The 25,951-nt window shown below is 32.7% G+C and carries 24 protein-coding genes; 19 read left to right on the forward strand and 5 right to left on the reverse strand.

From position 1 onward, the window contains the following. Positions 1–16 precede the first annotated feature (16 nt). The 7 genes from B5S50_RS00100 to B5S50_RS00130 all read left to right on the forward strand — a co-directional run bounded on the left by B5S50_RS00100 (position 17) and on the right by B5S50_RS00130 (position 6,962). Entirely contained in the window at positions 17–1,168 is a 1,152-nt protein-coding gene (locus tag B5S50_RS00100; protein WP_217302775.1) for a PucR family transcriptional regulator, read from the forward strand. A gap of 831 nt (positions 1,169–1,999) precedes the next feature. Continuing rightward, a complete protein-coding gene (locus tag B5S50_RS00105) occupies positions 2,000–3,358 on the forward strand; it encodes an aspartate aminotransferase family protein (protein WP_217302776.1) in 1,359 nt (452 codons plus the stop codon). 66 nt (positions 3,359–3,424) lie between these two features. After that, positions 3,425–4,408: an allophanate hydrolase subunit 1 gene (locus B5S50_RS00110; RefSeq protein WP_217302777.1), complete on the forward strand. Its 984-nt coding sequence runs from the start codon at positions 3,425–3,427 to the stop codon at positions 4,406–4,408. 28 nt (positions 4,409–4,436) lie between these two features. Next, entirely contained in the window at positions 4,437–5,420 is a 984-nt protein-coding gene (locus B5S50_RS00115) for a biotin-dependent carboxyltransferase family protein (RefSeq protein WP_217302778.1), read from the forward strand. Positions 5,421–5,454: 34 nt separating this feature from the next. Next, positions 5,455–5,673, forward strand: coding sequence for an acetyl-CoA carboxylase biotin carboxyl carrier protein subunit (locus B5S50_RS00120; RefSeq protein ID WP_013238703.1), 219 nt, complete (start codon positions 5,455–5,457; stop codon positions 5,671–5,673). Positions 5,674–5,688: 15 nt separating this feature from the next. Beyond that, positions 5,689–6,456 carry a 5-oxoprolinase subunit PxpA gene (locus tag B5S50_RS00125; protein ID WP_217302779.1) on the forward strand — a complete coding sequence of 256 codons (768 nt, stop codon included), beginning with the start codon at positions 5,689–5,691 and terminating at the stop codon, positions 6,454–6,456. A gap of 14 nt (positions 6,457–6,470) precedes the next feature. Then, positions 6,471–6,962 carry a DUF1097 domain-containing protein gene (locus B5S50_RS00130; protein ID WP_013238705.1) on the forward strand — a complete coding sequence of 164 codons (492 nt, stop codon included), beginning with the start codon at positions 6,471–6,473 and terminating at the stop codon, positions 6,960–6,962. A 53-nt stretch (positions 6,963–7,015) separates the two neighbouring features. Here the strand turns inward: B5S50_RS00130 and putP are convergent, their stop codons facing one another. Further along, positions 7,016–8,488 (reverse strand): sodium/proline symporter PutP, encoded by a 1,473-nt coding sequence (gene putP, locus B5S50_RS00135; protein WP_217302780.1) that lies wholly within the window; start codon positions 8,486–8,488, stop codon positions 7,016–7,018. Positions 8,489–8,801: 313 nt separating this feature from the next. On the opposite strand from putP, the gene B5S50_RS00140 reads away from it, so the two are divergent. The 5 genes from B5S50_RS00140 (at position 8,802) to B5S50_RS00165 (ending at position 14,611) form a co-directional block, all read left to right on the forward strand. Further along, positions 8,802–9,320: a DUF2284 domain-containing protein gene (locus B5S50_RS00140; protein WP_217302781.1), complete on the forward strand. Its 519-nt coding sequence runs from the start codon at positions 8,802–8,804 to the stop codon at positions 9,318–9,320. Positions 9,321–9,874: 554 nt separating this feature from the next. After that, positions 9,875–11,236, forward strand: a complete 1,362-nt coding sequence (locus tag B5S50_RS00150) for an MFS transporter (protein ID WP_217302787.1) — start codon at positions 9,875–9,877, stop codon at positions 11,234–11,236. A 235-nt stretch (positions 11,237–11,471) separates the two neighbouring features. Further along, positions 11,472–12,095: a B12-binding domain-containing protein gene (locus B5S50_RS00155; RefSeq protein WP_217302788.1), complete on the forward strand. Its 624-nt coding sequence runs from the start codon at positions 11,472–11,474 to the stop codon at positions 12,093–12,095. 4 nt (positions 12,096–12,099) lie between these two features. Next, positions 12,100–13,209: a uroporphyrinogen decarboxylase family protein gene (locus tag B5S50_RS00160; RefSeq protein ID WP_217302789.1), complete on the forward strand. Its 1,110-nt coding sequence runs from the start codon at positions 12,100–12,102 to the stop codon at positions 13,207–13,209. A gap of 259 nt (positions 13,210–13,468) precedes the next feature. Then, positions 13,469–14,611, forward strand: a complete 1,143-nt coding sequence (locus B5S50_RS00165; RefSeq protein ID WP_217302783.1) for a uroporphyrinogen decarboxylase family protein — start codon at positions 13,469–13,471, stop codon at positions 14,609–14,611. Positions 14,612–14,692: 81 nt separating this feature from the next. On the opposite strand, the gene B5S50_RS00170 is transcribed toward B5S50_RS00165, so the two are convergent. The 3 genes from B5S50_RS00170 to B5S50_RS00180 all read right to left on the reverse strand — a co-directional run bounded on the left by B5S50_RS00170 (position 14,693) and on the right by B5S50_RS00180 (position 18,591). Continuing rightward, positions 14,693–16,591 (reverse strand): PTS fructose transporter subunit IIABC, encoded by a 1,899-nt coding sequence (locus B5S50_RS00170; RefSeq protein WP_217302790.1) that lies wholly within the window; start codon positions 16,589–16,591, stop codon positions 14,693–14,695. Positions 16,592–16,936: 345 nt separating this feature from the next. Then, complete coding sequence (gene pfkB, locus B5S50_RS00175) at positions 16,937–17,842, reverse strand: 1-phosphofructokinase (RefSeq protein ID WP_217302791.1); 906 nt, start codon at positions 17,840–17,842, stop codon at positions 16,937–16,939. Further along, positions 17,842–18,591, reverse strand: a complete 750-nt coding sequence (locus B5S50_RS00180; RefSeq protein WP_217302792.1) for a DeoR/GlpR family DNA-binding transcription regulator — start codon at positions 18,589–18,591, stop codon at positions 17,842–17,844. The genes pfkB and B5S50_RS00180 overlap by 1 nt, the downstream gene beginning before the upstream one ends. A 454-nt stretch (positions 18,592–19,045) precedes the next feature. Between B5S50_RS00180 and B5S50_RS00185 the strand changes: the two genes are divergently transcribed. The 7 genes from B5S50_RS00185 (at position 19,046) to B5S50_RS00215 (ending at position 24,032) form a co-directional block, all read left to right on the forward strand. Then, the gene (locus B5S50_RS00185; RefSeq protein WP_217302793.1) at positions 19,046–19,843 is read left to right on the forward strand and encodes a methyltetrahydrofolate cobalamin methyltransferase; all 798 of its coding nucleotides are present in this window, start codon (positions 19,046–19,048) and stop codon (positions 19,841–19,843) included. After that, entirely contained in the window at positions 19,836–20,516 is a 681-nt protein-coding gene (locus B5S50_RS00190; protein WP_217302794.1) for a DUF1638 domain-containing protein, read from the forward strand. Before B5S50_RS00185 ends, B5S50_RS00190 begins: the two co-directional genes overlap by 8 nt. Positions 20,517–20,563: 47 nt before the next feature. Next, complete coding sequence (locus B5S50_RS00195; RefSeq protein WP_217302795.1) at positions 20,564–21,172, forward strand: GTP-binding protein; 609 nt, start codon at positions 20,564–20,566, stop codon at positions 21,170–21,172. After that, the gene (locus B5S50_RS00200; protein WP_063602644.1) at positions 21,165–21,617 is read left to right on the forward strand and encodes a hypothetical protein; all 453 of its coding nucleotides are present in this window, start codon (positions 21,165–21,167) and stop codon (positions 21,615–21,617) included. The genes B5S50_RS00195 and B5S50_RS00200 overlap by 8 nt, the downstream gene beginning before the upstream one ends. Positions 21,618–21,656: 39 nt before the next feature. Then, positions 21,657–22,211 (forward strand): DUF2284 domain-containing protein, encoded by a 555-nt coding sequence (locus tag B5S50_RS00205; protein ID WP_217302796.1) that lies wholly within the window; start codon positions 21,657–21,659, stop codon positions 22,209–22,211. Between the two features lie 80 nt (positions 22,212–22,291). Then, the gene (locus B5S50_RS00210) at positions 22,292–22,918 is read left to right on the forward strand and encodes a B12-binding domain-containing protein (protein WP_065078224.1); all 627 of its coding nucleotides are present in this window, start codon (positions 22,292–22,294) and stop codon (positions 22,916–22,918) included. Between the two features lies 1 nt (position 22,919). Further along, positions 22,920–24,032 (forward strand): uroporphyrinogen decarboxylase family protein, encoded by a 1,113-nt coding sequence (locus tag B5S50_RS00215; protein ID WP_217302797.1) that lies wholly within the window; start codon positions 22,920–22,922, stop codon positions 24,030–24,032. A 47-nt stretch (positions 24,033–24,079) separates the two neighbouring features. Here the strand turns inward: B5S50_RS00215 and B5S50_RS00220 are convergent, their stop codons facing one another. After that, a complete protein-coding gene (locus tag B5S50_RS00220) occupies positions 24,080–25,933 on the reverse strand; it encodes an ASKHA domain-containing protein (RefSeq protein WP_065078222.1) in 1,854 nt (617 codons plus the stop codon). Positions 25,934–25,951 lie beyond the last annotated feature (18 nt).

A 25,951-nucleotide genomic window follows, 5' to 3' on the forward strand; every position in this document is an offset into this window, starting at 1 on the left:
AAAAGGGAGTCAAAATATGAGTTATCTTTTATCCGAATTTTATTCATCTTCAAAAGAAATATATAAGATCAAGTTAATCGCAGGGGAAAAAGGCCTCATAAATGATATAACCTGGGTGTACCTTGCTGAAGATATAGAAAATGCAGATTTTCTAAGAGGAAATGAATTAGTTATTACTACTGGTTTGTCAGCTGGAACAAAAATAAGCTGGCTTTATGAATTAATTAGAGAATTAATTTACCGAAAGTGCAGCGGCTTGTTAATAAATACTGATAAATATATTCTTATTAAGGATATTTCTAGAGAAGTTATTGAACTGTGTAATTCAGAAAATTTCCCTCTTTTTATAATGCCTTGGAAGATACACATTTCTGATATTATGCAAGATTACTGTAATAAGATATTTATGGATAAATACCTGGAAAATACTTTGTCTAAGCTGTTTTACAATGTAATATTCGATTCACAAAATGTTAAAAATTATATTCCTCTTTTAAATTCAAATGGTTATCCTACAGAATCTTCTTATTATGCAGCTAAAATAACTAATATTAGTTCGCCGTTGAAATTACAAAATTGTATTAATCTCTTGTCGATAAAATATCATATATTTTTAAAAAATAACTATTATATTTTAATTCTGCAGGAATGCTCAAAAAAATTACTAAATAATCTTATGAAAAACTATTTTGAAATAATTGATAATGAAATAGCTTTAAACTCATCAATATTGAGACCTCAAATAGGAATAGGTGAAAAAGTTTCTTCATTATCAAAACTTTATTTTAGCTACTCTACTGCTTCCTATGCTTTAGAAACAGCTAAAGCTTCGAATAAGGACTGTGTGTATTTTGATGATCTTGGTATATTTCGCATACTGAGTTCTGTATCTAACAAAGAATTACTACGAAATATATATTTTGAAATGCTTGATCCCATAATAGATTATGACAGGAAGAATAACACCCAACTGCTAAAAACTCTGAAAGTATATTTGGATTTTGATGGCAGCATTCAGGAAACTGCAAATTTCCTATATAACCATCGCAATACCATCAATTATCGCATGAAGAAAATACATGATCTTTTAAAAAAAGATTTAACCTCAACGGAGGATAAGTTTAATTTAAGGATGGCCTTTTATATTAAAGAATATCTGAGATTGTAAATGCATGATAAACAGAGTTCTTGGCATCAGATGGAGTTTTTACTCCACATGATGCTTATTAACAGGATTCTTAATGCTTCAGCACTTAGAAGGCGTTACCCTTTAGGAAAAATCGTTATCCAGGGACGTAGATACTCGCAACGTACACTTAGAGAAAAGCAGATGTCCCAAATTCTTTGATTTGGTGACAGTCGCTTTCACAGAGTATGTGAGAGTATTAGAGCAGGTAGTCATCGGATAAAATATAGAACTATCTTATCAATATTAAAATATGGATGAGATAGTTCTTGTTATATTATGGTAAAAGATGTATAAGATAAATATTTTGTTAAATTCAATTCTTCAATTTAAGTATTTTCCTTAATAGTAATTTTATTGATAAATGGTAATTATAACTAACAATAATTTTCAAATACATACCTCTAAAATTAACAAATCATAAATATAAAATTGATTTTTTTAATAATTTATCATGCAATTTATGATATTTTATTTAAAAAATATACGAGATCAAAGAAAAAAAGATATGGAAAAGCTTTATACATGCGCCTTATGTATACTCAGCACAAATTAGACAAATAAAGTTTGTGTTCATATGCTATTGTTATACAAAATGAAATATTGTAGTATTTAATTATTCAATATTGATGAAAAAAAGTAAATATTACACTTTTAATTTTTATTTTGAAATTTATTATTTTGATTCTTGCAAAAATAGCCACAAAACATTGTAACAGTTTACATAATTTGAAATTGACAATTTAACAATTAAATAATTTAATACAAAATGCCATGTTTAAAGAATTAGTTGCCAGTTAAGGAGGCTTAAAAATGTTAAAGGAAGAATTACCTAAAATAATAACTGATCAAGTTCCGGGATCGAAAGCGGCAGAAGTAATACGAAGAAGAAAAGATGCAGTACCTTCCGCAATTAAATGTGTATATCCTGTTGTAATAAAAAGGGCAGAAGGTGCGGTGATTGAGGATGTTGATGGGAATTATTTTCTTGATTGGACTGGGGGGGTAGGCGTACTAAACATTGGATTTTCCCATCCAGAAGTGGTTGAAGCTGTGAAAGAACAATCAGAGAAATATTTTCATGGTATGTTTAATATTGTTACGCATAAAGGATATGTTAAGTTGGCAGAAAAAATGAATTCCATTGTTCCTGTAAAGGGAGAAAATAAAAAAACGTTTTTCGCAAATAGTGGAGCAGAGGCTGATGAAAATGCAGTAAAAATAGCAAAAGCTTTTACAAAGAGACCAAATATAATTGTATTCTCAGGAGCATTTCATGGACGTACAGTTATGACCATGGCAATGACATCGAAAAAATCTTATGCCTATGGAATGGGACCTTTTCCAGACGGTGTATACCGTGCAGAATTCCCATATTTATATAGAAGACCTGAAGGAATGCCAGAAAGTGAAACCATTAATTATTATATAGAAAGCATTAAAAAAGTATTTGATCAAGCTTCACCACCAGAGTATGTAGCAGCTATAGTAGTAGAACCACTTCAGGGTGAAGGCGGATTTATTCCAGCTCCGATTGAATGGGTTAAAGCAGTAAGAACTATTTGTGATAAATATGATATATTGCTCATTGCAGATGAGGTACAATGCGGGTTTTGCCGTACAGGTAAAATGTTTGCTTCTGAATATTGGAAGGAAGCAGGAGCAGCTCCAGATATAATAGCAACTGCAAAATCTATTGCAGCTGGTATGCCATTAAGCGCAATAACAGCAAGGGAAGAGATTATGGAGGCAGTAAGACCTGGAACAATTGGAGGAACTTTTTGTGGAAATGCAGTGGCATGTGCAGCAGCATTAAAAGTGATAGAAATTATGGAAAGAGATAATTTGGCTGACCGTTCTATGGAAATAGGTAAGAAAGTAATGAAACGCTATATGGAATGGAAAGAAAAATATGAGATTGTTGGAGATGTAAGAGGACTCGGCGGAATGGTTGGAATAGAATTTGTAAAAAACAAAGAAAAGAAAGATCCAAATCCTGAAATTGTATCAGCAGTTATTCAAGAAGCAGCCCAAAATGGACTTATGATTGAGAACTCGGGTGTTTATGGAAATGTTATCCGCTTTTTAGCACCACTTGTAATTACAGATAAGCAGCTTGAAGCAGGATTAGATATTTTTGAAAAAGCAATTTATAAGTGTATGCAAAAGTAAGTTACTTTTCTATTATAAATTACACAATTGAATCAAATAATTAAATGTGAAAAGGGAGGAAAAAGTATGAGCAAGTATGATGTTATTATTGATACTCTTCCTGCTAAAGGCGACAGAATTGAAATATTATTCCGTCAGGCAGGTGATGGCTTTATTCAAGTGGAATATGGTTATGAACAGAGGGTGGAACTGCTGGATTCCTTTAGAATTCTGGCAGTAGATTCAAAGGTTAAGAAAATGAATATCAAGGGATTAATTGAGACATTACCAAGTTTAAGAGCAAATATGATACATTTTGATCCTACCATTATTTCCCCACAAGAACTTATTGACAAAATTAAAGATGCAGAAGAATCTATTGCTGGTGTTGATGATATGGTAATTGATTCAAGAATCATTACGCTGCCAATTGCTTTTGAAGATAGCCAGACTAAAAAGGCAGTTGAAATGTATTTAAAACAGATTCGTCCTGATGCACCAAACTGCAAGGATGGATATAATCTTGATTATATGGCTCTATGTAATGGATGCACTGTAGATGATATTAAACATATGTTATTAGATACTTATTGGTATAACAGCGGATGCGGTTTCTGGCCGGGCGGTGGATTTTTCTGGCCAATGGATCCAAGGTGCAAAATGATTGTACCAAAATACAATCCTCCCCGTATATGGACTCCAGAAGGAGCAGTTGGTATTGGTGGAGCCTGTCTATTTACTTACACTACAGCAACTGGTGGTGGATATCAATTATTTGGACGTACTATTCCTACATTTCAGTTATCAATGAAACATCCACAATTTAAAGACGGACCATTTTTATATCGTCCATCAGGGGATCGCATAAAATTTGTAGAAGTTTCAGAAAAAGAAATATTAGATATATATGATCATGTTCATGAAAAAACAGATTATGTATATGATATTCAGGAAAGCCAAATTGTTGTTAAGGATTATCTGGAATTCCTTGAAAAACCAGAAGTCGTTAAAGGTGCCAAAGAATTTGCGAAGCGCCAGGAACAAGGCTCCAAAATAGCACCTAAGCTCTAATAAATAATATAAGAAGGAGGTAAAAAATATGATTAAAGTTATAAACGGTGGAATTGAAGTTTTGGTAGAAGATTGGCCAGGAAGACTTGGATACATGGGACTTGGAATGGCTGCCGCAGGCGCAATGGACAACCTTGCATTACAGCTTGGAAACTTAATTTTAGGAAACAAAAAAGGTGACGCAGCTCTAGAAATTGCTGGTGGTTATTGCCAGTTTGAAATTGTAGAAGACGGAGTTATTGCAATAACAGGAAGTGACATGAGCCCTACAATTAATGAAAGTGTTGTACCAATGTGGAAGGCAATTGCAGTTAAAGCAGGTGATATACTTAAATTTTCACACTTTGGACAAGCTGGTTTCAGAGCTTATGTGTGTATAGCAGGAGGAATTGATGTGCCAGAATATCTTGGAAGCAAATCAACTTGTCTTTTTGGAAGCTATGGCGGTTTTGAAGGGCGCAAGCTTGCAAAAGATGATGTTATAAAGGTGAATAAAAAAGATGTTTCAAGAATTGTTGGTAAAAAATTAAATCCTAAGTATATACCTGAATACGTGAATGAATGGGAATTAAGAACTATTCCAGGACCTAATTCAGTACCTGACTACGTAACGGAAAGTGGAATGGATTATTTGTTTAGTACGCCAATGAAAATCTCACATAATGCAAACAGAGCTGCTTATCGTTTGCAGGAAGTACCAGATTATTTTTGGGCACGTGAGGATGGTGGAAAAGGCGGAAGCCATCCTTCAAATATTGTTGATCATGGTTACAATATGCGTGGTGCAGTTAATGTAACTGGAAATACCCCTTCTCTGCTTATAGCAGATGGGCCTACATTAGGTGGTTTTGTATGTGTTGCAAATGTTATTAATGTAGATTTGTGGAAAATTGGCCAGGGGATACCTGCAAGAGATAAAGTAAAACTTAAGCTGGTTACTGTAGAAGATGCAATAAAAGCACGTAAAGAAAGAGAAGCAATGTTTGAATCAGTTGATTTAGTAATTGGTTAATAAAAACAAAAATAGGAAAATGGAGGATAAGATTATGGAATATACATTAAAAGCACATATGCCTGGGCTTGTAGCTCGAGTAGTAGTAAATGTTGGTGACAAGGTTGAAGAAGGACAGGAGCTTGCAGTTATTAACTGTATGAAAACAGAAATGAGCTGCCAGACAGAAAAAGCAGGTGTAGTAAAGAAAGTTCTTGTTGCTGAATGGGATGAAATGGATATAGGATCTCCTATGATTATTTTAGAAGTTTAATGGAGGTGAATCAGTATGAAGATAGATATTAATGTTGATATGGGTGAAAGCTTCGGACGTTATGTTCTTGGAGACGATGAAGCACTTATGCCTTATGTAACATCTGCAAATATTGCAACATGCTTTCATGCCGGCGATCCACTTGTTTTGGAACGTACCATAAAATGGGCAAAAAAGTATGGAGTAGCAATAGGTGCACATATAGGTCTTCCTGATAGGCAGGGATTTGGAAGAAGACAGATGGATATTTCAGTTGAAGAACTTAGATCCGATATGTTATATCAGTTAGGAGCAATGGATGCATTTTTAAAATTGCAGGGCCTTAAAATGCAGCATGTAAAGCCTCATGGAATATTATACCGAATGGTTGGTGAGCAGGAGAAATATATTGATACTTTTCTCGATACTATTGAGGAATATAATAAGGATCTTTATATTATGCTTCATACAGAATGCGAGGCTTTAAAACGTGCAGAAAAGAGAGGCTTGAAGACAGCACCAGAGGTATTGATTGACCTTGGCTATGATAAAAATGGAAACTGGATGCTTGAAAGAGTAAAGAAAGCACGTTCTCCAGAGGAAGTAGCTGATAGGGCCGTTAAGGTTGCAAAAGAAGGAAAAATTGATACAATTGATGGAAAACTAATTGATGTTAATGGATGCACAGTATGTATTCATGGTGATTCACCTAATGCTACTATGGTGGCAACTGCGGTGAGGGAATCATTAGAAAACAGTGGTGTAACAGTTACAAACCTGAATGGATACTTTGGACAAACATAGGAGGTGGAGTAGAGATGAAAAAAATTGAAGCATTAGATGTATCGGTAGCAGTTCTAGCAGCAGTATCATGTCTTTTTATGTATATAAAAGTTCCTGTTTGGGCTTTGTTTATAGGCTGGGCATGGTACTTTACTTTAGGGGCAACTCCAGACCTTATTGCAAAGGGAATACCACCGATGATTACAGGATCAGTACTTGCAATTTTAGCATTTGTCCTTATCAATATATTTACGGGATTTATGCCAGCTATGGCAGCTACCATAGTTTCAGTTTTTATTACAGTATTTTTGTTAATGATATCACTAAAAATATCTGCATTGAATATTTCTCTTATGTCTTTTAATGCTTATTCATGTATGTTCATAGGTTATGGTGCAGGAGCGTATATGACAATTAAAGGAATGCCTGCTCTGCTTAATGCAGCAATTTGGATTACAGGAGCAAATTTCATCGGATTGATTTTTGGGTGGATGAGTATTAAATTTACAACATTTAAAAAGAATTAAAGTTAAATTAAAAATGCTGTTTTTTGAAAACAGCATTTTTAATATTTAAATAATTACATCAAGTTCAACTTTTCTTCCATAGATTCAAATTCCTTATTTACAGCTTCATCAGGTTTTTTAGTCAAAAGACTTACAACTACGATGGATATGAGAGATAAGGTAAAGCCAGGAATCATCTCATATAAATGAGCAGATAACCCTGATACAATCCATATTATAACTGTTAGTCCTCCTACAACCATTCCAGACAAAGCTCCCCATTTTGTCATTCTCTTCCAGTAGAGACTTATTAAAAGAGTTGGACCAAAAGCGGAACCAAAACCTGCCCATGCCTGTCCTACTATACTTAAGATAGTTTTATTTGGAACATAAGCAAATAAAACTGCAACAGCTGCAACTACAAGTACAGATATTCTTCCTATAAATACCTGAGTGTGCTCAGGTGCTTTCTTATTTAAAAATGTAAGATAAAAATCTTTTGTAATAGAGCTGGAGCAAACTAAAAGTTGGGAAGAAATAGTACTCATAATAGTAGCAAGCACTGCAGATAGTATTATACCTGTAATAAATGGATGGAATAATATATCACCAAGACGCAAAAATACCATTTCAGGATCTTTTAGAGGTTGATTGTGCATTGTAAAATATACAAGACCTATAAGTCCACTGCTTATTGCACCTAAAAGGCCAATAGCCATCCAGCTTATACCTATTCTTCTTGCAGATTTTAATTCTTTTGCAGATTTTATTGCCATAAAACGTACAATAATATGAGGTTGTCCAAAGTAACCAAGTCCCCAAGCTAAAAATCCAATAATAGTAGAAAAACTTGTTCCTCTAAGTATGTCAAATAGTGCTGGATTGATATGTTTTACTTTACTTACAAAAGTTCCAGGATCTACCCCTATATTCATGTATGCAACTACAGGTACCATGACGAGAACTACAAACATAAGACTTCCCTGGAAAAAGTCAGTGAGACTTACTGCTAAAAAGCCACCAAAATATGTATATATTACAACTATGGACAGTGTAACTATTACTCCTGATGTATATGTAAATCCAAAAATGTCCCTAAATAATTTTCCGCCGGCTACGATACCTGAAGAAACGTATAAAGTGAAGAAAACGAGAATTATTATTCCGGATACAAGCCTCAGCATATTAGCATTATCTTTAAATCTGTTTTGTAAATAATCTGGCACAGTTAAAGAGTCATTTGAGACTTCTGTATAAATTCTAAAACGTGGTGCTAATAAGAGATAATTGAAATAAGCTCCTATAGTTAAACCAATTCCAAGCCACATACTGGAGATACCTGTAGTATATACAGCACCAGGAAGACCCATAAGCATCCAACCGCTCATATCGCTTGCACCAGCAGATAATGCTGTAACCATAGGACTTAGACTTCTACTCCCAAGCATATAGTCTGAAATGTCGTGGGTTTTCCTGTAAGAATAATAGCCTATCAAGAGCAAAATAAGTAAATACAGCCCGATAGCCATAAGTGAATAGTACTTCATATAAATTCTCCTTCTTATAATTTAAGTTTTGTTAAAACTAATTTATGAATTTTTAAATTAGTAGAATGTCATATAAGTATAATATCACATTCTAAGTAAATTTTAAATTATTATATAATTTTAAAGTACATGGCTAAGAATATGGAACTAACTTACACATAAGAATGTACATAAAAATTTTAAATATGAATTTTTAAAAGCATTTTATGCAAAAAAGCAGCATCAGATATTAGGATAAATTAACCACACTAATTGTGAAATGTTATAATTTATATATGTAAAAATTATATTTGTGGAAAAGGGGAAATTTGAAATGAAAAATGACATGACAAAATATGTAGAAAAAGCAAAGGAACTTGGGGCCTATAATGCTAAAATAATAAGTACAGATACTATAAAAACAGGGGCATGGACAATATTAAAGTGTAGGTATGGTTGTAAAAATTATAATACAAGTTATTGTTGTCCTCCCAAGACTCCTTCTTATAAGGAAACTCAAAATATAATCGATTGTTATAGTACTGGATTGATAGTGCAATCTAAATCAGATCTTGTAGCTACTACAAAAATTATAAATAAATTAGAAAATGAAATTTTCCTTTCAGGTTATTATAAGGCATTTGGATTTGGTGCAGGGCCTTGCAGATTGTGTGAGAAATGCAATATGGAACATTGTGCACATCCACAGGAAGCCAGACCTTCTATGGAAGCTTGTGGTATAGATGTATTTGCAACTGTAAGGGAAAGCGGTTTCCCTATAGAGGTATTGAAAGGTGAAAAAAGTGAAAGCAAAAATGAATTAAATTGTTATGGATTGATATTGATTGAATAAGGGACTATTTTTAATAGTTCCTCTTATTATATATTCTATTTTTACAATTTACTGAAAATAGTATATAATAGAAATATTCACAATGTATAAATAAATATGATAAATTTAAACACTATGTAAGTTGAATTATGAAAATATACATGATATGCTATTATTAGTATAAGTTAACATAAATGTTTAATTCTATTAAAGGGGAGGCGTTATGAATGAAAAATTGGTTAATGCAATGGCTGACTTAGATGAAGATGTGGTTTTATCAGAGCTAAAGGCACATATTAACTACGGTAATGAAGAGCAATGGTTTTGATGTAAAGGATTTAGGTGTTGATGTGCCTACATCAAAATACATTGAAAAGATTTAAAGATTCTTGTTGGAGGAGGACTTGTAGACGAGGCAGCAGGAAAATATATGGGTGCAGATTTAGTTTGTAAAGATGCACAGCAGACTGTAGATTTTTGTAAAAAAGCTATAATTTCAGCTGCAATAGGCAAGTAAAGTATAAATTCAACTAAGGTTTATACTTTTCTAAAATATATTATGAAAGGAGAATATTATGGAAAGAAAATTGAAAAAATCTATTATTAATTTTTATGGGGTACCATCTTTTGGATTTCAGTTATTTGTAAATGTGGAAATATATTATTTCGCTGCATTCTTAACTGATTACGCAAAAATATCGGCAGCTCTAGCAGGCACTGTATTGATGATTACAAGTATATTTGATCTGGTATGGGTTCCTACTGCAGGAGTTATATTGGAAAAAACCAACCTGAAGTGGGGGAAATATCGTTCATGGCTATTAGTAGGACCTCCTTTTGCAGTATTGTTTTATATTTTACAATTTTCCAAGATAGGTTCTGCAGGGGTAAATGCAGTTATAATTTCAATAGGATTTATAGTAAGTCATTTAATTTGGAATATTTTTTATGCAGGACATATAGCAATGAACTCTTCTATGACAGAAGTAAGGGAAGAAAGAATTGCTATGGCATCAAACAGAGGTATGTTTAATTCATTAGGTAATATTTGCTTTTCTTTGTTAAGTATGCCTTTAATATTGATGATAGGTAAAGCTATCGGCAATCCTGCAGGTGGATATACTTTTACCGTTGCAATTGCAGGTATTCTTATGATGGGATGCTATTATATATTATTTTTTATGACTAAAGACTATGCAAATGCTGGAGTTTCAACTCAAACAGGTAAATCAGAAGAAAAAATGTCTATAGGTGAGATGCTAAAACAAATAGTAGTAAATCCACCTCTTATAGGATTGCTATTAGGTGAACTTGGAAGATATTTAGGAAGGTTTATTATTTTTGGAATGGCATTTTATTATTTTAAATATGTTGTTAATAATTTGGCAGTAGTTACTGTATTTTTTACAGGTCTTAGTATAATGTGTCTTTTTGGTGCTGTTATTACAAATCCGCTGGCTAAAAAAATTGGAGAAAGAAATACTTATATTTTATCACTTGTAATATTTATAGTTGGATTACTTATTGTATGGGCAATGCCAATGAATTATATGTCATTTATAGCGTTGATGTTTGTAGCATATTTAGGATATGGAATTCCTGATGCATTAGGTGTTGCTATGTATTCATCTACTGTGGAATATGGTGAATGGAAAACTGGAAAAAATGCACGAGGATTTATTATGTCACTAATAAGTTTCCCAATTAAAATTGCAATATTTTTAAGAAGTGTTATTATAACAGCTGTCCTTGTGGGGGCAGGGTATGTTGCAAATATGAAGCCTACAACTCAATTAATATCAGGTATAAAGAATGGAATGGCATTAATTCCAGCAATTATCATGATAGTAGGATTGATTTTTATTGTGTTACTTTATAAAATTACACCTGATAGTCTTGAAAAGATGCAAGAAGAAATTAAAGCAAGAAAAAATTAGAGTAAAAAATTAGAAAATTAAAACTTATATATGCTTCCTTTGTGATGAATAGTTAAAATAATAAAACTGTTTATTTCAAGGAAGCATATTTATTTAGTCATTATGATTATTGAAAATACTCATAATGTATAAATAAATATGCTATATTTAGTCATTATGCAGGGTGAATTCCCATAATATATATGTTATTCTGTTATTAAACAAGTAATTACTTTATATTAAAGGGGGAAATGTTATGAGTAAAAAACTAATTGATGCAATGGCAGATTTGGATGAAGATGTGGTTTTATCAGAGGTAAAAGCACAAAAGGAAAATGGAACACCGGTATTAGATATAATAGCAGATCTACAGGAAGGCATGGGAATTGTAGGAAGCAGATTTGAAAAAAAGGAATACTTTTTATCCGAACTTATTATGTCGGCAGAAGTTTTTAATGAAGCTTCAGAAATTATTGGAGGATTGGGAGAGTGCTCTGGATCAAGCAATGGTATATTTGTAATGGGAACAATTTACGATGATATACACGATATAGGAAAGAATATAGTAACTACAGTAATGAAGAGCAATGGTTTTGATGTAAAGGATTTAGGCGTTGATGTACCTACATCAAAGTACATTGAGGCTATAAAACAATATAAACCAAAGGTAATAGGAATATCCTGTCTTTTGACTACATGTTTTGACAATGTAAAACAGTGTATAAAGGAAATAGAAGATGCAGGACTTAGAAAAGATTTAAAAATTCTTGTTGGAGGTGGACCTGTAGATGAAAATGCAGGAAAATATATGGGTGCAGATTTAGTTTGTAAAGATGCACAGCAAACTGTAGATTTCTGTAAAAAAGCTATGGGGGTATAATAAAATGAAAACTGCAGAAGAACTATATAGTGAACGATTAAATAGAATAAAGGCAGCTATAACATTGCAAAAAAATGATAGACCTCCTTTTTCTATGAATTCATCTGCCTTTTGTGTTAAATATGCAGGTGGAAAATTATCGGATATGGTTACTAATGTAGAATATGGAAACTCCTTAATTTTGAAGGCGGTAAAATCTCTTGGAGTAGTAGATTGCATACAAGGTGGAGCAGACTTTCCACCTATGATGGGCACTGTGTACCTTTCACCAACTAAGCTTCCAGGTAGAGAACTTCCTTGTGATAATTTATGGCAAATCGATGAAAAAGGTCTTATGACAGAAGAAGATTATGATACGATTATAGATAAAGGATGGAATTATTTTTCACAGAAATTTATAAAGGAAAGGTTGGGAAATCTTTATAAAGATATTGAATATTTTATTCCGCTTGCTCCTAAGTTGAATAAAAAAATTGTGGATGAGGGATATGCAATTTTAACGGAAGCTGTAGCTCTACCTCCTTTTGAAACTATAAGCGGAGCACGTTCCATCTCAAAATTTATGAGGGATCTATATAGGATGCCTGATAAAGTACAAGCTGCCCTTGATGTAATTTTAGAAGATACTTTGGAGAGTTTAAGACAACAGATACGTGAGGTTAAGCCTTTGACAGTGTTTGTTGGAGCAGCTCGTGCAGCTGGAGATTTTTTATCATTAAAATTATTTGACAGATTTATGTGGTCATACCTTAAAAAGATAGTTGAAGTGGTAGTGGATGAAGGATCATTTGCATATCTCCATTTAGACATGTGTTGGGATCGTTTTCTAGACTACTTTTTGGAACTCCCAAAAGCTAAGTGCATCTTTTCGCCAGATAGTACAACAGATATATTTAAGGCAAAAAAAGTTTTAGATGGTCATATGTGCATTATGGGAGATGTTTCTCCATCGCTTTTAACGTTAGGTACACCAGATGATGTACATGCTTACTGTATGCGCCTTATGAAAGAAATTGGGCCTGACGGATTTATTATGGCTGCAGGGTGTATGCTTCCTGCAAATGCTAAAGTAGAAAATGTAAAAGCTATGCTTTCTGCAACTTGTGGAAAATAATATAAAAGATAATAATATAAAAGATAGGGATGTGTTTTATATACAAATGTTATTAAAAAAGAGTACATACTGATACGATTTGGTATAAATCCTGCCAGACTTATTCTAAATTAATAATATCAGTTAAAGTACTCAGATAAATTATACTCAAAATAAATTAAATGTGTCAATAACTAAAATTGTAATAGAGGCAATTGAAATGAAAAATAATGAACAACTAATTGTATATGAAATGTAAAAATTATGGGGGTGTAATAAAATGATACCACAAGAAATGACTGAAATACGTAATAAAAGGGTTATGGCTGCACTTAATATGGAGAAAACAGATAGAATTCCAATATTTCTCTCTGGACAGATGTATTACAATTTTATAGATCCTACAATGACTATTGCTGATTATTGGAGAAGACCTGAACTAGTGGATGAAAAACTTATAGAGGCTGCAGAACTTCCTATACTTGATGAAATGGATTCAGCTCCCACATGTACAGGAATACCTATGGAAACTTTTCTGCAAAGTTTTGCAGCTATGTGGTTTGCAAAGATGAAAGTGCCTGGACGTGAATTAGGTGATAATGTATTATGGCAGATTGATGAACAAGGACCTATGACGGAAGAAGACTATGATACAATTATAGACAAAGGCTGGGAATACATGAAGAAAGAACTCTATAATAGAATTGGGTATCATCCAGAAGAGCTTCCTCAAATGGATATGGAGTATGCTGGAAAACTTCAAAAAAGAGTAGCATCTCTTGGAAAAACAACTGTTGGTATGTCCGGTGGATTATTACCTATAGCACCATTTGAAACTTTAAGTGGTGCACGTAAATTGTCCAAGTTCTTTAGGGATTTATATCGTATGCCTGACAAAGTTAGGGCGGCATTGGATGTTATGGAAGAGGCAGAATTAAAAAATACGGTTAAAGCTATGAAAGCTATGCCTGGTGTATATGGATTCATAGGTGGAAGCCGCTGCGGATGTGACTTTATATCGCCAAAGATTTTTGAAAAATTCTATTTCACATATCATCAAAAGCTAGTACCTGTAATGCAGCAAAATAATGTAAAAACTTGGTTCCATATGGACGGTAACTGGGAAGCATTTTTACCTTACTTTAGGGAGTTTCCTAAAGCTCAATGTATATGGGATCCTGATCATGTAACTGATATTCGAAAAATTAAAGAAATACTTGGAGACAAGATGTGTATTACCGGCAATGTGCCTCCGGCATTTACATCAGTTGGTACACCTGAAGACTGTTACAAGTATGCTAAGGATCTTGTAGAGTTATTTAAAGATCATGATGGCTTTATTATGAACTCAGGCTGCAGTGTTCCACCTAATGCAAAACGAAAAAATATAGAAGCTGTTATTTTAGCAACTCTTGGTAAATAATCTAAATTAGAATATTTAATTTTAAAAAATAGAAAATGTTCCTGGGAGATTCCTGGGAACATTTTCTATAAGAAATAATAATTATAATTTTTCATCCAAAGGTTTTTTCATAAAGCCAAGCAAGGCTGCAGTTACAAAAGAACCTATTAATATAGCAAATACGTATAAGAGTGGATTACCACTTACTATTGGTATTACAAATATGCCGCCATGAGGAGCAGGTAGTCCTATGTTGAACATCATGGATAGTCCTCCTGCAATAGAAGCTCCAACTATAGATGCAGGAATTACTCTTGCAGGATCTGAAGCTGCAAAGGGTATAGCACCTTCTGTTATAAAAGTAGCTCCCATTATATAACAAGTTTTGCCTGCATCCCTTTCTTCTCTTGTAAATTTGTGTTTAAAAAATGTAGTAGCAATAGCAATTCCAAGAGGAGGAACCATTCCCCCTGCCATTATTGCAGCATGAGGGGTGAATTTACCTGCAGCTATCATGGCTATTCCAAAAGTATAAGCTGCTTTATTTACAGGGCCTCCCATATCTACAGCCATCATTCCACCTAATATAATTCCTAAAATAACTTTATTGGCTGTTCCCATTGATCCAAGCCACTGCTCTAGAGCTGTATTTATAGCTTTTACAGGATTTACAATAAACAAAAGCATTATAGCTCCAGTAATTAATATTCCAAATAACGGATATAAGAGTACAGGCTTTATACCTTCAAGTGAATCAGGCAGCCTAGAAAAGACTTTCTTTAGTAATATAACAACATAACCACCTAAAAATCCAGCAATTAATCCGCCTAAAAATCCAGCTCCATTATTAGCTGCTATAAAACCACCAACCATAGCAGGTGCAAAACCAGGTCTATCTGCTATACTCATTCCAATAAAACCAGCAAGTACAGGCACCATGAGAGGGAATGCGTAAGTACCGCCTATATCGTGTAATAGCTTGGCCACAACATTAAAAGACGGATCTTTAGGATCAAAGCTTTTAATGCCAAACATAAATGATATAGCTATAAGTATACCTCCACCTACGACGAAGGGAAGCATATTTGAAACACCATTCATCAAATGTTTATAAAAACCTGTTCGCTGCTTTTTATCTGATTTAGATTCTTCAACTTTTTTATCTGAATGATATGTAGGGACATCATCCATCAAAGATTTATTTATAAGTCCTTCAGGATCTTTAATTGCATCAGATACGGATACCTGGATTAATTTTTTGCCATTAAATCTTGTCATTTCAACTTGCTTATCTGCAGCTACAATTATGCCATCTGCCTTTTGTATGTCTTCATCAGTGAGCTTGTTTTTCACACCAGTAGATCCGTTTGTTTCTACCTTAATTTCAATTCCCATATCTTTAGCTTTGTTGTTTAAAGCGTCTGCTGCCATATATGTATGTGCTATACCTGTAGGACAAGCTGTAACTGCTAATACTAATTTACTAGGGGATTCACTTATATTGTTTTCTTTAGATACAGTGCTTTGATTTTTAGATTTTACATATTCAGCTTCCTGTTTATCTATGAGATTTAATACTTCATCTTTAGACTTTGCATTTATAAGTTTGTTTTTGAATTCTTCATTCATAAGCATACTGGATAATCTGGCAAGGGTATCTAAATGTTCATTATCAGCACCTTCGCTTGCTGCTATCATAAAAAATAATTTGGCATCGGTTCCATCTAAGGATTCGTAGTCTAATCCTTCTTTTTTTATTCCAAAAGCTAAGGAAGGAATTTTTACGGCTGCTGTTTTTGCATGGGGAATTGCTATACCTTCTCCTATTCCTGTAGAGAACTCAGATTCTCTTTTAAGTATTTGCTTTTTATATTCATCTTTATCGTTTAATTTTTCAGCTGAATCGAGTATACTTATAAGTTCGTCTATTACCTCTAATTTGGTGTTTGAATCTAATTTGAGTTTTATTGTATTTTCTTCTAAAAGTTCAGTGATTTTCATAATTTTACCTCCATTTAAATTAATATTTCAACTTTTGCACATATAAAATTTTGGATTAGCAAAGCAAGCCTAAAAAAATAAATTAGTTTTCTGACATAAGGAAGAAAACTTACCTTTACTGTACTATGTCCTCTGTCAATTGTCCTCTAAAAAAGTTGAGTTAAATATATTACAGCTTTTTATCTGATGGCTGTGCCTCTAGGTTGCTTTATCCGATGGCTACCAGCCGTAATATCCCCATCTTCTTATAAAGTGGGGGATAACGGCTGCTACGCCCCTGGATAACGATTTCTAAGTTTCAGATGAAAAAAAACCTTCCACCTGAAACCAAGAACTCTGTTTATGTTAAAGTTTAGCTATGTGTACATCAGAAAGTAAATTCTCAACATCCTCTTTTTGGCACAAGTCTTTAGAAAAAGCAGTTGCACTTCCTGAAGCAGCACCATATCTAAAACTTTCAACTATGTTAAAATTTCTTGTATATTGGGCAAGAAAACCAGCTACAACGGAATCACCAGCACCTACGGAATTTTTTACTTCTCCTTTTGGTGCAGAAGCAGTGTAAATACCTTCATCGCATAAAAGTAGGGCGCCATGCTTTCCCATTGAAATTATTATGTTTTGGGCACCCATAGCTTTTAATTTATTGGCATAATAAATACAATTTTTCATATCTTTAATTTCTACATCAAATATGTCTCCAAGTTCATGTATATTTGGCTTTATTAAAAATGGTTTATATTTTAATGTAGAAGTAAGGGCATCTCCGGTAGTATCTACTATAACTTTGCTGTTTTCACATTTTTCTTGAATTATAGAATATATATTGGATGGTATAGATTTTTGTACATTTCCTGCAAGTACTATAAAATCTTCTGGCTTCAAATTTTCTATTTTTTTGAATAGTTTATTTAAATTAGAGCTATCTATATGTGGTCCTGCAGCATTTATTTCAGTTTCCTTATTGGATTTAAGTTTTATATTTATTCTTGTGTCTTCATTAACTTGTATAAAATCTGTAAGAATACCTGAATCTTTAAGAGAATCCTCTATAAACTTGCCAGTAAATCCACCTATGAATCCCAATGCTTTACTTGATGATCCAAGATTGCTTAGAACTCTGGACACATTTATTCCTTTTCCACCGGCATATTTTTTTTCATTTACAACTCTATTTATGGAACCTAAAATTAAGTTATCAGTTTGTATAACATAGTCTATTGAAGGATTTAAAGTTACTGTATATATCATTAATCTGTCACAACCTTTACTTTAGTTTTTTGTATATATTTTTCATAATTTTCTATTTTACAGTTTGTAATTATGGAAGCTTGATCTAAATTTCCTACCTTTACAAAACTTACTTCTCCAAATTTACTCTCATCTGCAAGGATGTAGCTTTGATCTGAATGTTTAATGGCATTTTCTTTAAGTATAGCTTCTTCAGAGTCGGGAGTAGTAAATCCGTATTTTAGATGAATGCCGTTTATACCTAAAAAGCATTTGTCAAATCTAAATTTTTCAATACTTTTAAGTGCATCGCATCCTATAACAGCTTTTGTACTATTTTTAACTTTTCCTCCTAGTATATATCCATTTATATTGTTTTCAATAATAGCATTTATATGATTTAATCCATTAGTTACTACTATCAGAGATTTTTTATTTATATATTGAATCATTTCAAAAGTAGAAGTTCCTGCATCTAAATATATACAATCTCCTTCTTCTATATAGGATGCTGCGAATTTTGCTATTTTTCTTTTTTGATCTATATTTTGAATTTGTTTTTCATTATAAGTTGGTTCTATGAGACGGCCTTTTGGCATTGTAGCACCACCGTGAATTCTCTTTAGTACATTTATATTTTCAAGATAAGTTAAATCACGTCTTATAGTAGATTCAGATGTATTTAAAAGGTTTACTAAATCATTAACCTTTACAATTCCATTTTGCTTTAATTTATCTAATATTATCTTATGCCGCTGTTCTGTTAGCAAAATTGCTCACCTTCTTTCCTAGATAAAATTTATTATTAATCATTAAATGTATTTTATGTAAACATTATAGTATAAAATTTTCTAAAAAACAATCATTTTAATCCAAAAACATTCAATATAATTCATAAATACTTCAAGATCAATCATATAGAGAAATTCTTCCCCTAAATTTAATATGGATGAATTATTTTTACTTAGAAAACTAAGTATGTACACAGTGTGTATAAATTAACAATGTCAAATTCTGCATTATGTAAGGTGAATTTCAAAAAAATATGTGCTATTCTATATTTAATGAACAATTCATTTTCAATAATTTTTACAGGATAAATTACAAGAACTACCTAATACTAAAAAGGAGAAATAATTATTATAAGTTAAATTGTAAATGTTTTAATTAAATTGTTTATTAGGAAATTATGAAAATGAGGTTAAAATAGAAGGAGGTTAAAATATGTTAATAATAGGAGAATTAATAAATACAAGCAGGAAGCTTATACGTGAAGCTGTAGAAAAAAAAGATAGAAACTACATACAGGAAATTGCAAAAAAACAAGAAGAAGCAGGGGCAACTTATATAGATGTAAACTGTGGAACATTTATGCAAACTGAAGTGGAAACCATGGAATGGCTGGTTGAAAATATTCTTCAGGCAACAGACCTTCCATTATGTATAGATAGTCCTAACCCTCTAGCTCTAGAAGCTGGATTAAAAAAAGTAAAAAACGGAAAACCAATGATCAATTCCATAACAGGAGAGGACGAAAGGTGGAATACAATACTTCCACTAGTAAAAGAGTTTAATTCTAAAATAATAGCACTTTGTATTGACAACACAGGAATGCCAAAGACACAGGAAGACAGGCTTAGGATAGCAGATTCCCTTATAACAAAACTTACTGGAGAAGGAATAGCTCTTGATGATATATATATAGATCCACTTATAAAACCAATAAGTGCAGGACAAAACAATGGAATAGAGGTACTAGCTGCAATACAAAAAATAATGGAAAGCTATCCAGGAGTGCATACTACCTGTGGATTAAGCAATATATCATATAGCTTGCCAGCAAGAAAAGTATTGAATAGATTATTTATGGTTCAAACTATGGCTCGTGGAATGGACTCATACATTATGGATCCAACAAACAAGGAAATGAGGGGAGCCTTACTTGCATCACAAACATTACTTGGACAAGATAGGTTCTCAAGAAAGTTCATTAAAGCATTCCGTGAGGGATTATATGAGTAATATAAGAACTGTTGTGGTGGCATGCAGGACTATTAAAGAGGAATTAGAAAGGGTAATTAATGAAATTCATTGTGATTATCCTATATTATGGATAGAATCAGGGCTGCACCTTAATACAGGAGAATTAAGAGAGTGTATACAAAAAAAATTAGATAGTATATCAAATATAGATCAGGTGCTTTTAGCTTTTGGTTACTGCGGAAATGCCGTCATCGGATTAAAATCACTAGATTATAAAGTTATTTTTCCACGAGCAGATGATTGTATTACTTTATTACTTGGTTCTAGTGAAAGACGAAAAAATATTTCAAAAGAAAAGGAAACTTATTTTCTCACTAAAGGCTGGCTGAATTCTGAAAGAAACATATGGGCTGAGTACAAGGATACAGTAAAAAGATTTGGGAAAGCTAAAGCAGATAAGGTATATAAAATAATGCTAGGAAATTATGAAAGACTTGGAGTTATTGAAACAGAAACTAATGAATCGGAAGATTTTATAAAAATAACTCACCAGATTGCAGCAGATTTAAAATTAACACAGGAAGTAATTCCCGGAACAATTAGCTATATTAAAAAGCTTTTAACTGGTCCTTGGAATAATGATGAATTTGTAGTAATTAACCCCTATGAAACGGTCTCAATGGAACATATATATGGTAGATCTGAAGTTTAAAAAAATAATTTGAACTCTAGTTCCAATGAAAAGGATGGTGTAATTAAATGAATTTAATTATTTTTGGAGGATTTCTTGGATCTGGTAAAACAAGTTTAATATTATCACTAGCACATTTTTTAGTTGAAAAACAAAGTCCCAATAAGCAAAATCTTGTAATAATTGAAAATGAAGTTGGAGAAACGGGTATTGATGACAAAGTGCTTAAAAGTAAAGGATTAAGTGTAAAAGAATTATTTTCTGGGTGTATTTGTTGTCAGCTTTCATCTGATCTCGTAATTACTTTAAATGATCTTCGTGAAAAAGTTGATCCCGAATGGGTAATTATTGAAACTACGGGACTAGCTTATCCTAGAAAGATTTTAGGTACACTTAATAAATATGGTAAGGGAATAGAAAGCATACGGATTGTAAGTGTAGTTGATGCAGAACGATTTGAAGAACTTACTGAAATAGCACCGGTACTTATAAAATCACAGATATCAGATGGAAATACAATTCTTGTAAATAAGATAGATCTAGTTACAGATAAGCAATTAAAAAATATAGAACGTTCTGTAAAAGAAGTTAATCTAAAGGCTGCTTTATATAAGGTATCTGCAAATAAAGATATAAATGATAGTATATGGAAAGAGGTGGCTAAAAGCAATGAATAATCATGAACATGACCATTCCCATTGTGAGGAACATCACCACCATCATCATTGCGATGAAACTGAAGAAGATTTATATGGAGAATTAAATGAAGTACCAGCTGTTTTTTCATATACAAAGTCTTTTGAACTTGAAAAAGAAGCTAAAGGAGATAAGTTACAAGAATCTTTTGTACATTGGATTGAAAGTTTAAGAAAGTGGGCCATAGAAAATAAACATTTTATAGGTCATATTAAAATCTTTGTAAAGGATGAAAATGATTTTAATTTATGGGTTGCTACTACAGGAAAGAAAATTAACGTTAAAACCTTTTCTGAAAATAATGATTATGATATAAAAAATATTACAGTGAATATGACAGCCATTGTTTTTGGAACTGATGAAGAAACTTTAAAATCTGTAGTGTTAAAAAAATTAGATGAAGAGCTTTTATGTTATATGAATTAAATATATTTTAATATTTTCTAGTTTAGGAGGAGCTAATATATGAAAATTAATTCTGACGATTTGGTCAAAGATGCACTTGAGTTAGATGCAAGTTACGCAGCAGTTATAGATACATCAAAAATTAAATTTCATGAAGATTACAGAAAAGCCTGTGAGAAAAATATTTGCCGCAATTATGACACCAACTGGATGGGTCCGCCAGCTATTGGTCCTATATCAGAATTAATGGAAAAAGTTAAACAGTATAGAAAAGGACTTTTAATACAGACAGTTCATAAATTGTCTAATTCTTTTGACTGGAGAGGTATGGCTGCTTCTAAAGATGTTCATGAAAAAATATTTAGAAATATTGTTAGCAGCATAAAAGACAAATATGAGTTTGAGGATATTTTACCTCTAAATGCAGGGTGCTGTACAGTGTGTAAAAGATGCACTTATCTTGATAAAAAAGAGTGCAGATATCCAGATAAAGCACTTTCATCTGTTGAGGCTTATGGAATTGATGTTATGGCACTTGAAAAAGGAGCAGGAATTCCATATTATAATGGATTAAATACACTTTCTTATGTAGGACTTATACTTTTTAATGAATGATTTATTTTAGAAGTTAGAAAAAGTTTTAGAGTATTTGAAAGATATTATATTTAATTTGAATTAAAAGGGAGGATATGAAAATGAATAAAAAGTTAGTTGATGCAATGGCAGATTTGGACGAAGATGTTGTTTTAGCAGAGGTAAAAGCACAAAAGGAAAACGGAACACCAGTATTAGATATAATAGCAGATTTACAGGAAGGAATGGGAATTGTAGGAAGCAGATTTGAAAAAAAAGAATATTTTTTATCTGAACTTATAATGTCGGCAGAAGTGTTTAATGAAGCATCAGAGATCATTGGAGGATTAGGAGAAGCTTCAGGACCAAATAACGGAATATTTGTAATGGGAACTATTTATGATGATATACATGATATAGGAAAAAATATTGTAACTACTGTAATGAAAAGCAATGGCTTTGACGTAAAAGACCTTGGAGTTGATGTACCTACATCAAAATATATTGAAGCTATAAAGCAATACAAGCCTAAGGTGATAGGAATATCTTGCCTTTTGACTACTTGCTTTGATAATGTAAAACAATGTATAAAGGAAATAGAAGATGCAGGACTTAGAAAGGATTTAAAGATTCTAGTTGGAGGTGGTCCTGTAGATGAAAATGCAGGAAAATACATGGGTGCAGATTTAGTTTGCAAAGATGCACAGCAGACAGTAGATTTCTGTAAAAAAGCTATGGGGGTTAAGTAAGTTGAAAACTACAAAAGAGTTATGTGATGAACGTTTAAATAGATTTAGAAAAACATTAGCATTAGAAAAAACAGATAGAACACCTGTTATACTTATGAACGATTCTTTTGCCGCTAGACATATGGGATTGAAGTTGGCAGATATTTGTGGAAAAGATAGTGTTAAAGTATCGAATAAAGTTATAATAGATTCTCTAAAAGATTTGGGAGATGTGGATGGAGTTAATTCATCCTACTCTGTAGGACCTTTATTTCCATTAGAATTTATGTCAAGAGTTAAGCTTCCAGGACGAGAGCTTGCAGATGACATGCTTTGGCAAATTGATGAAGCAGAAATGATGAAGCCAGAGGATTATGATACCATTATAAATAAAGGCTGGAACAATTTTATGCCTAGTTACTTAAAAGATAGATTGGGAATTAATGTTGATGAAATTATGGCAGATGCAGCTTATGCTCCACAAGCCGATCAGAATGTCAAAGATGCTGGATTTGTAGTATATAGTCCTGCTGCAGTTATAACTGTAAATGAATATTTAAGTGGTGGACGTTCTATGGCAAAATTTATGAGAGATTTATTTAGAATGCCCGATAAAGTTGAGGAAACTTTGGATGTTATTCAGGCAGAAGTAGTTGAAGGAATAAGGAAGCAAATAAGAGCTACTAAACCAGATGTACTTTTCCTTTCTCCAGCACGTGGAGCTAGTGAATTCTATTCTCCTAAGTTATGGGAGCGTTTTGTATGGAAATATATTAAGGAGACAGCAGATGCTGTTATAGAAGAAGGTACAATATGTAGCATCCACATTGATGGAAACTGGGAGCGTGACCTTGACTACTTTAAAGATTTTCCAAAGGGAAAGATTGTATTTGAAACAGATGGTGTAACAGATATTTATAAAATAAAAGAAAAGCTTGGAGATCGTATGTGCATTAAAGGAGATGTACCTGCTGGGAAGCTTGTTCTTGGTACTCCTGATGAAGTGTATGATTATGCTTCTAAACTTGTTAAAGATATGGGAGATGGATTTATTTTAGCAAGTGGATGTAGTGTACCTCCAAATGCAAAAGTTGAAAATGTAAAAGCAATGATTTCTGCAGCTACAGGCAGATAGAAATAAAAAAATTCACCAGTTTAAATTAACTGGTGAATTCTTTTATTCTACTTATAATCTTGAAATTGCATTCCATGAGCAAATTCCCTGTTAAAATCTTTTTGTGCTCCTAATTCAATGTAGGTTACTTTACTAGCTATAGCATTAGAATGCTCATATTCGTCATTTGACAGTAGGGCAAGCATTGAGCCTGTACCAGCAGCATTCCCTACTAATTGTATCTTATTTTCAAGCTCTGGTGGAATTAAACCTATTGTACAGGCACTATGTGGGTCCATATAGTTACCAAAAGCACCAGCTAAGATTACTTCTTTTATATCGGATGTATTTATATTACACTTTTTCACAAGTATGCTTATACCTGCAGATATAGCTCCTTTTGCTAGCTGAAGTGAAGTTATATCATTTTGAGTAAGCATAATAGCACGTCCATGTGCTGTTTCCGACGGAGGAACTATTAAGAAAGCATTTGTACCTTCATAAGTTACTATATTATTTCTAAATGGAAGTGCATTTGGATTTGTAAAGTTGTCAGGGGATAAAAGCTTTCCTCTTTTATTTATTATTCCAAGTCTCACAAGTCCTGCCACAATATCAAGTAGAGCAGATCCGCAAATACCTTCAGGTTTTTCATTTCCTATAACAGTGTAGTTTAGAGATTCACCAAAGCTTACATGATCTATAGCACCTTTTGCCCCTCTCATACCGCTGCTTATTTGAGCTCCTTCAAAAGCGGGGCCTGCTGCTGCAGAACAGGAGACAAGTTTCTTTGAAGATCCTAGGACTATTTCGCCATTAGTACCTATGTCGATAGCTAATTTTATATCCTTACTTTTATCCATTTCTGAGGCTAAAATTACACCTACAGTATCTGCCCCTACAAACCCAGCGATATTTGGAAGCACAAATACCTTACCTGATGGATTAATGTGAAGGTTAAGATCTGATGATTTTACTTCTAGTGTTTCACTTATTACAGGAACATAAGGTATATATGCAATATATTTTGGAGTAAGACCTAGAAATAGATGGTGCATGCAGGTATTTCCCACAATGGTAATTGCATATATGTTTTCCTTTAACATGGTTGCTTTATGTACACTATCTTCAATTAATTTATTTAATACATCCAAGAGAGTAGATTGCATTAGTTTAACACCATTTTCATTTTGATTGGCAAAAGTTGTACGTGAGATTACGTCTGCCCCAAACTTTATTTGAGGGTTCATTGCTGAAGAAACAGCAAGTTTCTTTCCAGTATATAGATCCATTAGATAAGCTACAATAGTAGTAGTACCAATATCAAAAGCTATACCAAGCATACTCTTTTCAGTATTTCCCATTTCTATACCAATAATCTCATTGCCGTGGATAACTGCAGTTATATGGTGGTTTGCTTCACGAAGTTTCACGGGCAGTTCCCTTAGAACAGAAATATTCATTTTAATATTTTTATAATTTGGTTTTTTTTGCATTAATTTTTCTTTTAAACGTTTTAAATCAGATTTCTGCTTGTCTAAAGAAGGCAAGTCTACTTCTACGTAAACTTTTTCAATAAGAGGTTTAATAGTAAAAGTCCTTTCTGTAGATGATTGTAGTATATTATAGACTTCATTTTTCTTTTGATTTAGTTGAACGGTTATATCGCTGTATACCTTAGTTTCACAAGCAAGGTGTATACCTTCTTTAAGTTCTTTTCCTTCTAAAAATTTAAGTTCCTTTTCTGTAGCCTTTAAGTTTTTATCTAATATTTTAATTCTACATTTACCACAAGTGCCCATTCCACCGCAGGGAAAATCAAAATCTAATCCTTCAGCTGTGATAGCTTCTTTAAGGGTAGTTCCTTCACAGACAGATATTTTGCGGTTTTCATGTTTAAAAGTAACTGTGTAATTGTTCATTTAATATCCCCCCAATAA

Source organism: Clostridium sp. 001 (genome assembly GCF_019056555.1).
GTDB classification, from domain to species: domain Bacteria; phylum Bacillota; class Clostridia; order Clostridiales; family Clostridiaceae; genus Clostridium_B; species Clostridium_B ragsdalei.